Origin of the sequence: Pseudoalteromonas sp. UBA2102, assembly GCF_002331165.1 — a bacterium.
Lineage (GTDB): Bacteria > Pseudomonadota > Gammaproteobacteria > Enterobacterales > Alteromonadaceae > Pseudoalteromonas > Pseudoalteromonas atlantica.
The window spans coordinates 1-13,273 of record NZ_DCYU01000074.1 but is presented as its reverse complement, the minus strand read 5'-3'; the positions used below and the strand labels follow the sequence as shown (position 1 = coordinate 13,273).

The 13,273-nt window shown below is 43.3% G+C and carries 9 protein-coding genes and 1 pseudogene; 1 reads left to right on the top strand and 9 read right to left on the bottom strand.

The genetic code is table 11. The features are described from left to right. Nucleotides 1-587, bottom strand: a pseudogene (locus tag B2R65_RS10515) (curlin); the annotation flags it as partial. Between the two features lie 571 nt (nt 588-1,158). Between B2R65_RS10515 and B2R65_RS10510 the strand changes: the two are divergent. Next, on the top strand, nt 1,159-3,660 hold the full coding sequence (locus B2R65_RS10510) for a S8 family serine peptidase (protein WP_121638308.1): 2,502 nt from the start codon (nt 1,159-1,161) through the stop codon (nt 3,658-3,660). A 254-nt stretch (nt 3,661-3,914) separates the two neighbouring features. Here the strand turns inward: B2R65_RS10510 and puuE are convergent, their stop codons facing one another. Genes puuE through xdhA form a run of 8 tightly spaced genes read right to left on the bottom strand, consistent with a single transcriptional unit; the run spans nt 3,915 to nt 12,972 of the window. Continuing rightward, nucleotides 3,915-4,853, bottom strand: a complete 939-nt coding sequence (gene puuE, locus B2R65_RS10505; protein WP_286742374.1) for an allantoinase PuuE — start codon at nt 4,851-4,853, stop codon at nt 3,915-3,917. 1 nt (nt 4,854) lies between these two features. Next, nucleotides 4,855-6,060, bottom strand: coding sequence for a urate hydroxylase PuuD (locus B2R65_RS10500; RefSeq protein ID WP_286742371.1), 1,206 nt, complete (start codon nt 6,058-6,060; stop codon nt 4,855-4,857). Between the two features lie 4 nt (nt 6,061-6,064). After that, entirely contained in the window at nt 6,065-7,429 is a 1,365-nt protein-coding gene (gene guaD / locus B2R65_RS10495; protein WP_286742368.1) for a guanine deaminase, read from the bottom strand. 2 nt (nt 7,430-7,431) lie between these two features. Further along, nucleotides 7,432-7,770, bottom strand: a complete 339-nt coding sequence (uraH, locus tag B2R65_RS10490; protein WP_054981691.1) for a hydroxyisourate hydrolase — start codon at nt 7,768-7,770, stop codon at nt 7,432-7,434. Further along, entirely contained in the window at nt 7,767-8,267 is a 501-nt protein-coding gene (uraD, locus tag B2R65_RS10485) for a 2-oxo-4-hydroxy-4-carboxy-5-ureidoimidazoline decarboxylase (RefSeq protein ID WP_024032836.1), read from the bottom strand. Before uraD ends, uraH begins: the two co-directional genes overlap by 4 nt. Then, the gene (gene xdhC, locus B2R65_RS10480; protein ID WP_273586950.1) at nt 8,264-9,154 is read right to left on the bottom strand and encodes a xanthine dehydrogenase accessory protein XdhC; all 891 of its coding nucleotides are present in this window, start codon (nt 9,152-9,154) and stop codon (nt 8,264-8,266) included. Before xdhC ends, uraD begins: the two co-directional genes overlap by 4 nt. Next, nucleotides 9,147-11,486, bottom strand: coding sequence for a xanthine dehydrogenase molybdopterin binding subunit (xdhB, locus tag B2R65_RS10475; protein WP_286742361.1), 2,340 nt, complete (start codon nt 11,484-11,486; stop codon nt 9,147-9,149). Before xdhB ends, xdhC begins: the two co-directional genes overlap by 8 nt. After that, on the bottom strand, nt 11,473-12,972 hold the full coding sequence (gene xdhA, locus B2R65_RS10470; protein ID WP_286742358.1) for a xanthine dehydrogenase small subunit: 1,500 nt from the start codon (nt 12,970-12,972) through the stop codon (nt 11,473-11,475). The genes xdhB and xdhA overlap by 14 nt, the downstream gene beginning before the upstream one ends. Nucleotides 12,973-13,273 lie beyond the last annotated feature (301 nt).

Sequence of the window (13,273 nt, the reverse complement as noted above, 5' to 3'; positions counted from 1 at the left end):
TTTTCATCGCCTGAAAGCATGGTGATTTCTGCTTCATGCCATTCACCCTGTTGTAAAGACATGATTTCATTTGCATTACCTTGCATATCCATGTTGTAGAACCAGTGGCCGCCGCTACCTTGCTCTACATCAATAAGGTTGTCATCACCAGTTACGATATTAATCGCTTCGTTATTTACGAAAAAGCCTTGGCCAAATTGGCTAACAAATAACATGTTGTTGTTACCTGTTACCTCAGAAATAAACCCATTAGCAACGCCATCTTGCGAGTACACTTGCGTGTTGTTATCGCCAGTTGTTGTTACTTCGGCATAATTACCAAATTGGCTTTGCACAACTTCAGTGTCGTTATTGTTACCTGTGGTGGTAACAAGCATGGTGTTGCTGTCGCCTTCTTGATAAAGAAACGCGTTATTTTCATTTGAAGTTTGGCTGAGGGTTAAGCTGTTTTCTAGACTCTCTGTAGATACCTGTGTACTTAGTTGCGAGCTAGACACTGATTTGTTTTGTGTATCTGCGTGTGAGGCAAAGCTGGTACCGACTGCTAATGCAACAGCGCAGCTTAAAAGTGTTTTATTCAACTTCATTATTATTCTCCTTGAAATAGTAAAATCAAATACCTTAAGTGTTATAAATTTTAATAAGATATTTTCGCTCAGCATGCCGTGCTGAAATAATGGTGTGATCCACTGTTAATTTGATTTTGTAAATCGTTTGTTATTACAAATGCTAAGTTTAAGCCTGTCATTTTTATTAAACATAAAGTGGCTAAACTTTTTTGTAAGAACACCTTCACTGTATTCTCCCCGGCGAAGGACTTAAATCATCTTTTTTTACCAATTTTATTTTTTATGTATTTCATCGAGTTATAAAAAAGTATCTATATAGGAACAAAATTGGGAAGGAAAACTAGTAAAAATGTTTGGTCCTTAAAAAGGTAAAAATGGCGGACGGTAATTCATAAAAATGACTGTGTTGTATGTTTTTTTGTTAATCAGTCTGGTTAAAAATGTTGATTTTTAGTTGTTTGTTATTTTTTGACTTGTGTAAATCCAGATTTATTAGTTTTCTAGTTCTATGCCACGTGATCCTCTTGTATTTGAAGTTGTAAGTAAACTTACTTAGTACGGCTAAGTTAAACCAACTATGGATAGAACAATGAAAACAAAATTATCTATTATCACTCTTGCTTTACTCCCGTGTTTAGCTGCTGCAAAACTACCTGATGCAGGTGTTAAACACCCTGTTGTAGCAAGTAGTGATGCAGTAATTGTTAAATACAAAAAAAATGCATCAGCACAAATGCGTAAACAAGCGCGTTCGTTAGTTAAAGCAAAAATTTCAGATGTAAACGCTGATGAAATTGATGATAACTATAAGTCTTTACTTTCTGGGCGGTTAGCTAAGTTTAAAATTTCGGGCATGAGTACTAAAGAAGCCATTGCGCGCTTAAAATCTCACCAAGCGATTGAATATGTTGAGCCTGATTACCAAGTAAGCATTGCTCAAACGCCTGATGATCCGCGCTTTGATGAGTTATGGGGTTTAAATAACGACGGCCAAACAGGCGGTACTGCCGATGCTGATATTGATGCAGTAGAAGCATGGGATATTTCGACAGGTAGCCGCGATGTTGTGGTAGGTGTAATTGATACCGGTATTGACTATAGCCACAGCGATTTAGCTAGCAATATGTGGGTTAATAGCAGTGAAGTGCCTGGAGATGGCATCGATAATGACGGTAACGGCTTTGTAGATGACGTGCACGGTATTAATGCAATTACCAACAGTGGTGACCCTATGGATGATGAAGGCCATGGTACTCACGTATCGGGCACCATAGGCGCAAGCGGTAATAACGCAACAGGTGTTGTAGGCGTTAACCACGAAGTATCGCTGGTAGGGTGTAAGTTTTTAGATGCTGCAGGTAATGGCTCAACATCAGATGCAATTAAGTGTATTGATTACATGGTAGGACTTAAAAATGCCGGTGTTAACTTACGTGTTTTAAATAATAGCTGGGGCGGTGGCGGTTATAGCCAAGCATTAGCCGATGCAATTGCCTCAAGCGAAGCAGCCGATTTACTGTTTGTAGCGGCAGCGGGCAACGACACCATAGATAACGATGTAAACCCGCATTATCCTTCTAACTACGAAAACGCAAGCGTGTTATCTGTAGCAAGTACGGATCAAACCGATAATATTTCGTGGTTTTCGCATTATGGTTTAACCAGCGTTGACATGGGCGCCCCTGGTAGCGCAATTTTATCTACTACACCAGGTGAGAGCTATGCGTCTTACTCAGGCACATCAATGGCGACTCCTCATGTAGCTGGCGCTGCAGCGTTAGTGCTATCTATTAACCCAGAACTTAACACACAAGAGCTTAAAGAATTACTAATGAGTTCTGGCGATGCAAACGCTGCACTGCAAGGTGTAACGGTGGCAGGTACGCGTCTTAATGTTAACCAAGCACTTATTGATGCAGATCCTACACCTGGCTTTAAAATTTCAGCCGATCCACTTACGCAACAAATTGTAGCGGGCCAAGCTACAAATTACACATTTACCATTGGCTCAATTGCCCAGTGGGATGAAGAAGTAACGCTTGAACTATCATCAACATTAAGCGGCGCTTATTTGTCGGCTAGCACGGCTCGCCCTGGTGATGAAGTAATGCTTAACGTTGAAACCGACACTGATACACAGTGGGGTGAATACGAGCTAACCGTTACTGCAACAGCGGATGAAATTGTTAAACAGCAGTCAGTTAAATTAATGATTCAACCGGTAGGCCTAAACGACTTTACCTACAGCAGTAATGCAAGTGTTGATATTCCTGATAACTCGCCAGTGGGCGCCGTATCAGTAATTAATGTGCCTGATGATTTAACTGTGTTTGGTACAACAGCGGATGTTGATATTACGCATACTTACTCAGGGGACTTAGTGGTTAAGCTAGTATCAGCACAAGGCACGCAAGTAACGCTACAAAGCAACGTGGGTGGTTCAAGCGACGACATAGTGAGAAGCTTTACATCTGAGTCATTTAACGGTGAAGTGGCAACAGGTGATTGGACGCTACACGTTGAAGATACCGCAGCAGCCGATACGGGTACCATTAATACTTGGTCTCTTACATTAAGCGCTATTGGTGAAGTTAGCCCACAACCACCGCGTGCGGGTTTTGATGTAGAAACACAAGGTTTAACCGTTAACTTTACAGATTCAAGTACGGATGCAAATAACGATATTACACAGTGGAGCTGGGAGTTTGGTGATGGAGCAACATCATCTGATCAAAACCCAATGCATGTCTATGCAGCCTCTGGTAATTATGATGTTGTACTAACCGTAACTGACAGCGAAGGCAATACAAGCACGTCAACGCAAACGGTTGTAGTAAGTGATGTAGAGCTTGAGCTTACCCTTAAACGCGCTAATAAATCTCGCCTTGATACTATGCGTGTAGATTTAAGTTGGGAACGTGTTGGCGCTGAGTCATTAAGCGTATACCGTAACGGTGAGCTGGTTGATACCACATCAGACAACGGCCGTTACCGCGACTACGTACGTGGTGCTTCATTACCATCGTACGATTACCAATTATGTGTAACTGAAAATGTATGTTCTAACATCATTACAGTGTCATTTAACTAACTACTCCTAAAGTGACCTTAAGCCCAGCACTGCTGGGCTTTTTTTGTTTTACGATAAATCTAATAAGCTCTTAGAATTTAGTTTTAACGGTTCACATCTAGGCTTTATTATACCAATGCGCATAATTAAGTAATCTATTTTGAGGATGGATAAACGTGTTGATAGCAAGGCAAAAAATTCGCTATTTAGTTGTTCTAAATGAGAATTTTTTAACGCAGATAGCGACACGTTTAGCCCCTGAAAATGATTAAGTACTATTGCGGATTGGTATTATACGGATGAGTTTTAAGCCAGTGCTCGGCGATTTGCTCGCGCGTGGCAAACCAAACTTGCTCATGCGATTTAGCATATTCTAAAAACCGTGCAAGGGCTTTAATGCGCCCTGGGCGGCCAATTAAGCGACAATGCAGCCCTATAGACATCATTTTAGGGGCGTTCTCACCTTGTGGGTCGCCTTCTTCATAAAGCGTATCAAACGCATCTTTTAAATAATTATAAAACTGATCGCCGGCATTAAAGCCTTGCACAGCGGCAAAGCGCATGTCGTTTACATCAAGCGTGTAGGGCACTATTAACTGTGGCTTACCTTCTTTAATACTGTAAAAGGGTATGTCGTCGCTGTAATCGTCGGCATCATATAAAAACGAGCCATTTTCTACCACAAGGGCTGCCGTGTTAGGGCTTGTGCGCCCGGTGTACCAGCCTGAGGGCTTTTTACCAGTAAGCGTTTGAATGATTTCAATGGCTTTTTGCATGTGCTCGCGCTCGGTTTGTTTATCTATATATTGATAATTAATCCAGCGCAGGCCGTGGCTTGCAATTTCGTGCCCAGCTTCAACAAAGGCTTTAGCTATATCGGGGTGGCGCTCAAGGGCCATTGCCACAGCAAAAATGGTGACCGGTATATCGTATTTTTTAAAGAGTTTAAGTAAGCGCCACACACCTGCGCGCGAGCCATATTCGTAAATAGACTCCATGCTTATGTGGCGGCCTTCTACATGCGGGGCACTGACTATTTCAGATAAAAATGTTTCGGCTGCTGCATCACCATGCAGTACACAGTTTTCACCGCCTTCTTCGTAATTTAATACTACTTGTACAGCTATACGGGCTTTATTAGGCCAATTGGCATGCGGAGTGTGTGCACCATAACCAATTAAATCGCGCGGGTAGTGTTTAAATTGCTCGCTCATGTTACTGCTCCTTTTTTACTGCGCTGAGCCAAGTGCCAAGCATTTCACGCTCTGCATCAGTCATTTTGGTCATATTTGCCAATGGCATATCTTTGGTAATAACGGCGCGAGTATGAATAAGTGCACTGGCTTTTTTTACATCAGCAAGTGAGTCGAGCTTAAAGCCGAGCGGCGCGGTTTGAAAAAGCTTTGATGTAGGGGTTTCACTGTGGCACTGTGTACAGTGTTTATTAATAATATCCCACGCTTGCGCATCGCTTATACTTGCTTGTAGCTCATTTTGTGCGTTTACAGAACTACTTGGCCACGGTGCTATGGCTAGCATTAACGCAAAAAACGCGGCAATACCGCTTATTAGCACTGAAGGCTTATTAACACCTTGGTGCTTTAAATTAAAAAAGTGGCGTATCCACATACCAATAATAAAAAAGCCAATAAGCACTAACCAACCAAACTCATGGCTATAGGTATACGAAAAATGGTTACTTAGCATAATAAATATAACTGGTAGGGTGGCGTAGTTATTATGTACTGAGCACTGCTTTGCTTTTAAGCCCGGCGCTGAATCAGGAATGCGCCCAGCTTCTACTTCGCTTACCATGTAGCGCTGTGCAGGCATAATAATGTGATATACATTACCGGCCATACAGGTACCAATTAATGCACCAACATGAATATACACTGCGCGGTCACTAAATAGCTGATCAACCCCATACGTCCATAACGCTAAAAAGCCTACACCTAGGGCAATAAATGCCTTGCCATTTTCAACAAGCGGGCTTTTACACAATAACCGATAAACACCATAGCCTAAGCCTATAAAACCAAGTGATGCACCAATAGCTGCAAACTTACTGAGCTCACTTTTACTGGCATCGAGTAAATACACATCTGCACCCACATAATATAACAGCGTAAATAACAGCGCGCCGCTGATCCAGGTTGTGTAGGCCTCCCACTTAAACCAATGTAGGGTAGAGGGCATTTGTTCTGGGCCATTTTGATACTTAGCCACTTCGTAAAAGCCGCCGCCATGAATAGCCCATAAATCGCCTTTTATGCCTTTATCTTGTTTCCATTGTGGCGGTGTTTGTAAGTTATTATCAAGCCACACAAAATAAAATGAGGCGCCTATCCACGCTATACCTGCTACCACGTGAAAGTATCTAAACACCAAATGAGCAAGCTCAAATAAATAGTTTTCCATCGGGTTATGCCTCTTCTAAATCGGGTGTGGGTGTGGCTGCAAACTGGGCTTGTTGGTCGCGTTTATACACGCTTTTACCCATAATGTAGGTTTGTTCAATACAGCGGTCGTCGCCTAGCATCATCATGGCAAAAAGCTGTTCGTGAAGGGTTTTGGCATGGCCAATTCTGAACTTTAAAAAGGAGGTGGCCGCGTAATCCATTACAATAAAGTCGGCCTCGCAGCCTTCATTAAAGTTACCTATGGTGCCTTCTAAATCAAGGGCACGCGCGCCGCCTAGGGTGGCTAAATAAAACCCTTTAAATGCTGAGAACTTTTGACCCTGTAGCTGCTGAATTTTGTACGCTTCGTTACCTGTTTGTAGCATAGAAAAACTTGTGCCTGCGCCAACATCGGTACCCATACCCACATTTATTCCATGCTCTTCACATCTCTTTAAATTTAAAAGGCCCGAGCCTAAAAATAAGTTAGAGGTAGGGCAGTGCGATATAGCCGCGTTGTTATCGGCAAGACAGCACAGCTCGCGCTCAGATAAATGAATGCTATGGGCAAATACCGAGCGTTTACGCACCATTTTAGCTTGCTCGTACACGCCTAGGTAATCATCAGCCTCTGGGAATAACCCTTTTACCCATTCGCACTCGTCTTTGTTTTCAGATAAGTGGGTATGCAGGTAGGTGTCGGGGTATTCTTCTAATAATTGAGTACATTTTTGTAGTTGCTCTGGGGTAGATGTGGGCGCAAAACGTGGCGTTACTGCATAGCTTAACCTATCAACATTGTGCCATTTTTCTATCAGTGCTTTTGATTGATCGTAACTGGTTTGCGCGCAATCTGATAAGTCATCTGGGCAGTTTCTGTCCATCATTACCTTACCGGCAATCATACGTAAATTACGTTTTTGAGATTCGTTAAAAAACGCATCTACCGATTGCGGGTGCACAGTGCCAAATACCAATGCGGTAGTGGTGCCATTACGCAGTAGCTCATCTAAAAAGCGATTAGATATATCTTTTGAATAGTGCTCACAGGTAAACTTTTTTTCGGTTGGAAACGCGTATTCGGTAAGCCAGCTTAAAAGCTGCTCACCATACGCGCCTACCATTTCGGTTTGCGGCAAATGTATGTGCGTGTCTATCATGCCGGGCATTACTAATTTACCATCGTGGCGAATAATAGTGGCTGACTTATCAATGCTTGGCAGTATGTCTTGCTCGTAACCAAGGTTAACCACTTTGCCGTTTTGAATAACTAACGCGCCTTTTTCAAAATAGCGATGGGCGCTTTCGCCTGCTATGGCGGGGTCGTCAACAAAATCGAGTATGTTGGCACAAATTACGGTCATTTTATTATTGTTGTGGGTGCTCATAATTAGCTGCCTCTGTACGTTGAGTAGCCAAATGGGCTAAGCAATAACGGAATATGATGGTGTTTTTTATCTTGTAATCTAAAGGTAATTTGCGCCTCAGGGTAAAACGCAGGTGTTTCTTGGTTTTCATAATAGCTATCTAAGTCAAAAACCAGTTTATAGGTTGCAAATTCTACGTCTGTGTTGAGCCAGTCGGTAATTCGCCCGTCGCTATTTGTTTTACCTTGAGCAATTAATTGCCACTCGTTATTAGCGTATACAAACAATTGTACAGCTACATTTTCTGCCGGTTTGCCTGTGCTGGTATCTAAAATATGGGTAGTGATAGGGCTTTTATTCATAGCAATGACTCCAATCTTATTTTTGTTATTTTGGCTTGTTCGCCCGCGGCTATATTAAGCTCTGTGCTGCGGGTGTTGTGTATGCGCTGCTCAATAAGTTCAAGCATTTGCTCAGCACTTTTACCACTGGCACACACAATAAATATAAAGCCAAATTTACTGAGGTATTCTTTATTTAGCGCAATCATTTTTTTTAGGGTTTGCTCGTTTGCTTTACTCATGCCTGATTGTTCATGCCCCGCTTTTTGCGCTGTAGCGGCGTACTTTTTACTTAATGTTGATAAATCGCCTATTTGCGGGTGGCCTTCAAAAGCGGCTAAATAATCGCTTTCGCCTAGGCTATCCCATACGCTTTGTGCGCTGTTAAATAAGTGCTCTTTATTTTCAAATGGCATGATATTTAGCATACCGCTTACCCAGTTAGGGGCGGCGCAGCAATGCTCTAATGCTTGATGCGCTTGCGCTGCATTTAGGTCGTTAATTTTTAAGCTACTCATGCGTTTTCTTCCTCGTGCGTGGTGCTAATTAAGGCATTTTTAAGTGCACGCCATTGCAAGCCTTGGCGTTTTGGCGCATGGGTTTGCATAGCCTGATAAAGCCCAATTAACTGCCCGCTAATTGATATTGCTACTTCCATAGGGAGCTTGCCCGTTACATTTTCAAGCCCAACAGGGCAGGTCATTTGCTTTATTTGCTCGGTGGTAAAATCGCGATGGGCTAAGCGCTGTTTAAAGCGTTTTGCTTTGGTATCTGAGCCAATTACACCAAGCCAATTAGCATCAGCGCGTTTAATAATGGCTTGTGTGAGTGCAAAATCGAGCTGGTGGTTATGGGTTAATATTAAGTAATTATTAGCCTTTGGCGCGCGTTTTACTTGCTCTGTTGGTTCTTCATCAACCACTTTTATTACGTTATTAGGAATTACTTGCGGGAATACATCGGCGCGGCTATCTATCCAGCGTATGCGCATAGGTAATTGCGCCAATATACCAATAAGCGCCTGTGCTACATGGCCTGCGCCATAAATATCAAGCGTAAAGCGCTCGCATTGCATGCACTCAAGCATAACAGTGGCAGCTCCCCCGCAGCATTGGCCTAAATTTGCGCCTAGGTTAAATTGCTCTATCACTTGCGCTGCCTCGCCTTTGGCAAGTAGCTCGCGGGCTTTTTCTATAACTACGTATTCAAGGTGTCCACCGCCAAGGGTGTCGTAAATGTGCTCGCCGCTTATTACCATTTTAGAGCCCGTGCCACGTGGGGTTGAGCCATTGGTGCCAAGCACAGTGGCAATAACATAATTAGTGCCGCTTTGTTCGTGCTCGTTTATAGCTTGTGCCCAATTTTGCGTATGAAAACCCTGAAACGACTCATTTAAATTAGCCATGTTGCTGCTCCTTAAACCTGCTAGCGGTTTGCTCAATTGCATTTAATACACGCTCAGGTGTAGCAGGTGTATCAAGTGGGGCGGTGTATTTGTAATCGGCCACACTGCTTATGGCATTACGAATAGCACTCCACACACTAAAGGCCAACATAAACGGCGGTTCGCCAACCGCTTTTGATCTAAATACCGTGGTTTCTGGGTTTGCTGAGTTATATAAATTTACATTAAATTCGGCTGGGGTATCGCCAATTGCAGGAATTTTGTAGTTAGCAGGGCCAAAGCTTGCAAGCTGGCCTTTATCATTCCATTGTAAGTCTTCGGTGGTAAGCCAGCCCATACCTTGTACAAAAGCCCCTTCAATTTGGCCTATATCAAGTGCAGGGTTAATTGAGCTGCCCACATCGTGCAGTATATCAACGCGGGTTACGGTGTTTTCGCCTGTCAGCGTATCTACTTCTACTTCACTGAGCGCTACGCCGTGTGCGTAGTAAAAAAATGGGCGGCCTTCGCCTTTCGCTCTATCGTAATGAATTTTAGGCGTTGCGTAATAACCGGTTGATGAAAGCGATATACGATTCATATAAGCAAGGTTTGCAAGTTCGCTAAAGCTAATTTCGCCTTTACTAAAGGTAATGAGATTATCTTTAAATACAATACTTTGGCTGTCTACTTCAAAGTGATCACTTATAAAATTTATTAAACGCTCTTTTATGGTATTTACCGCGTTTAGCGCTGCCATGCCGTTTAGGTCAGTCCCGCTTGATGCAGCAGTTGGCGAGGTGTTTGGTACTTTGTCGGTACGAGTAGCGCTTATGCTTACTGCGTCAAAATCAACGCCAAAGCCATGGGCTACTATTTGCGCTATTTTTGTATTAAGCCCTTGACCCATTTCGGTGCCGCCATGGTTTAAATGAATTGATCCATCGCTATATACATGCACTAATGCACCCGCTTGGTTTAAGTGCTGTACGGTAAACGATATACCGTATTTAACCGGCGTCATCGCAAGGCCTTTTTTGATAATAGGCGATGATGCGTTAAAGGCTTTAATTGCCTTTTTTCGCGCCCAGTAATCACCCGACTCCTCAAGCTGGCTTATCATATCTTTTAAAATATGCTGCTCTACTGTTTGATGATACGGGGTGGTGTCGCGGCCTTTTTTGTATAAATTAAGTTTTCGGATCTCAAGCGGATCTTTACCTAATTTAGCGGCTATGTCGTCCATTATTAGCTCGCCCATGATCATGCCTTGCGGGCCACCAAATCCTCTAAACGCAGTGTGACTTACGGTGTTTACTTTACAGCGATTCCCTTTAATGGTGGCAACTGGGTAGTAATAAGCGTTATCAGCATGAAACATTGCTCGGTCGACAATGGCATCAGATAAATCAGGCGAATAACCACAAAATCCATTTACGGTTACATCAGCGCCTTCAATTAGGCCATTTTCGTCAAACCCTACATGGTATTGGTTATAAAATGGGTGGCGCTTACCGGTAAGTTTAAAGTCGTCGCTGCGGGCTAGGCGCATTTTAACGGCGCAGCCAAGGTAGTAAACTGCAAGTGCTGCAAGGCAAGCCCACGGCGCGCCTTGGGTTTCTTTACCGCCAAAGGCTCCGCCCATGCGGCGGGTTTCTACGTTTACAAAGCTAAATGGCTTTTTTAAAATTTTAGCAACTAAGTGCTGCACCTCTGTTGGGTGCTGTGTAGAACACTGAACATGAATACCGCCATCGTTGTCGGGCTGAGCAAGTGCTATTTGCCCCTCAAGGTAAAAGTGTTCTTGCCCGCCTATGTGTATTTCACCTTTAAGTTGGTGGGCTGCATTATTAATGGCTTGCTCGCTATTACCGCGGTTAAGTGAATGCGGCGGCCTTACCCAGTGCTCTTTTTTAATCGCTTCTTTAATATCAAGTATGGGGGTGGTTTGCTCGCATTCTATAACCACTAAGCGAGCAGCGCGGCGCGCAATGGCGTAGCTTTTGGCAACCACTACCAGCACCGGTTGTCCGTGGTATTGAATTTCGTGATTGGTTAATAGCACATCCCCAGGGAATACTGGGCCAATATCAAGCTTACCGGGTACATCATCGGCCGATAAAATACGCATAACGCCTTCCACTTCAAGCGCTTTACTTGTATCAATTGATTTAATAAAGCCGCTGGTAATAGGCGCAAGCACTGGGTAGGCGTGCAAGCAGCCATGGGGCTCAGGGTTATCGTCGGCGTAGTTTGCATTGCCACATACTTGTTTTATTGCGCTTTCGTGATACTTAGATTGGCCAACACTTCCGCCTTGGGCTTTTAGTTTATCCATTTCAAAGTGACGCATGTGAAATCCTCGTAATGGCAATGTTGTTATTATTTTTACTGCTTGGCTGTGCACCGCAAAACTCAATACCAATACGCTGTAGCAAGTTTTTGCTTACCGTAGTGCGGTAATGTGCGCTGCTACGTACATCGCTCATGGGAGCAAAGTCATCATTTATAGCACTAGCGGCATCTATAAACGTGCTTACTTGCAAGGACTGAGTATTAAGCTTTTGCTCTATGTGTGCGGCGCGTTTTGGTATGGCAGCCATACCGCCCATGGCGCAGCGGGCATTGCTAATTACGCCTTGCGTTTGCTCTATAGCCAGCACTAAACACACAGTAGATATATCATCTTCAAAGCGTTTTGAAATTTTATGACAGGCAAGCTTTAACGAGTCTGGGCGTTTAGGTACGGTAATTTTGCTAATGACTTCATCGCTTTTAATTACTGTTTTTTTGTAATCAACAAAGTAGTCAGCCACGTTTATTGTGCGTGTGCCTGTAGTGCTTAATAAATCTAAAGTGGCATTAAGTGCAATGAGTAAAGGGGCAGGATCGCCAATAGGAGAGGCGTTTCCTATGCTGCCACCTAAGGTGCCACTGTTACGTACTTGGTTAGAGCCAAGGCGTTCAAACAGCTCTTTAGACTCAGGGTAGTAAGTGTAAAACGCTTCAACAAATTGGCTGTAAGGGAGTGCTGCACCAATATGTAGCTCGCCGCTGTTATCGGTTAAAGTGCACAGCTCACTGGTTTGGCTAAGCGATATAATAATATCGGGCAATAGCATGTTTTGGCTAAGCTCAATGGCAAAGTCGGTGCCACCAGCAACCAGGTGTGCCTGTGGGTAACGCGCTTTAAGCTCAACAAGTTGCGCTGCACTTTGCGGTAAATAAAACGTACGAGCGCCATTTTTTAAACAAGGAATGTCATCACCTATATTTAGTGATGCCTTAAATTGTGCCGCCATGGCAGAGTAAGGCTCATTTTTACGCTCGTAGCTATAAGCTTTTTCAACTGCAAGTAAAACAGGGCTGTAACCCGTACAACGACATAAATTTCCCCCTAGCGCATGAATAGCGGCTTTTTTACCTGGGTAAGTCGGGTTATTAATATAAAGCGCCAACATGCTCATTATTATGCCAGGGGTACAAAAACCACATTGCGAACCATGGCACTCAACCAATGCGCGTTGCACTGGGTGTAAATCGTTAAGTGTAGGGTAAAGCCCAGTTGTTACAGCCTCTACGGTTACTATGTGTTTTGCGTGTGCATTACCTAATAAAAGCAGGCAACTATTCATGGTTTTATAGTGCCAAACTGGCTCACCGTTTGAATTTAGTTTTTCTTCGCCAACTAAAATTGTGCATGCGCCACAATCGCCTGTTGCACACCCTTCTTTGGTGCCCATTTTCCCTTTTTTGGTGCGAAGCCAGTCCAAAATGGTGAGATTCGGCGCGCATTCTTCTACTTCTATTGGCGTGTCATTTAATAAAAACGTAATCACACAGACCCCCTTAACTTTTATAAAGCCCTGATATGTAAAGGCTTGGCGTATATTTTTTCTTGTTGTTTTTAAGCAGGTAAGAAAAAAACTTTTTCATCTTGGTAAGTTAATTGCAGATACCATGCCATTGTTGACCGCTTGGTCAGCTAAGTTTCTAGGCTAGCTTATTTAACCAACAAGCACAAAGAAAGGTTTAAATAATGGACAATAAATACCGCCTTACTATGCAGGGAATGACAAAGCAGTACCCCGGATGTATAGCCAACGACGGCGTAACAATAAAAATAAAACATGGTGAGGT

Coding starts and splice junctions, on each gene's coding strand:
- B2R65_RS10510 (WP_121638308.1), top strand. CDS start 1,159: ATGAAAACAAAATTATCTATTATCACTCTTGCTTTACTCCCGTGTTTA.
- puuE (WP_286742374.1), bottom strand. CDS start 4,853: ATGAGCGAGCAATTTAAACACTACCCGCGCGATTTAATTGGTTATGGT.
- B2R65_RS10500 (WP_286742371.1), bottom strand. CDS start 6,060: ATGGAAAACTATTTATTTGAGCTTGCTCATTTGGTGTTTAGATACTTT.
- guaD (WP_286742368.1), bottom strand. CDS start 7,429: ATGAGCACCCACAACAATAATAAAATGACCGTAATTTGTGCCAACATA.
- uraH (WP_054981691.1), bottom strand. CDS start 7,770: ATGAATAAAAGCCCTATCACTACCCATATTTTAGATACCAGCACAGGC.
- uraD (WP_024032836.1), bottom strand. CDS start 8,267: ATGAGTAGCTTAAAAATTAACGACCTAAATGCAGCGCAAGCGCATCAA.
- xdhC (WP_273586950.1), bottom strand. CDS start 9,154: ATGGCTAATTTAAATGAGTCGTTTCAGGGTTTTCATACGCAAAATTGG.
- xdhB (WP_286742361.1), bottom strand. CDS start 11,486: ATGCGTCACTTTGAAATGGATAAACTAAAAGCCCAAGGCGGAAGTGTT.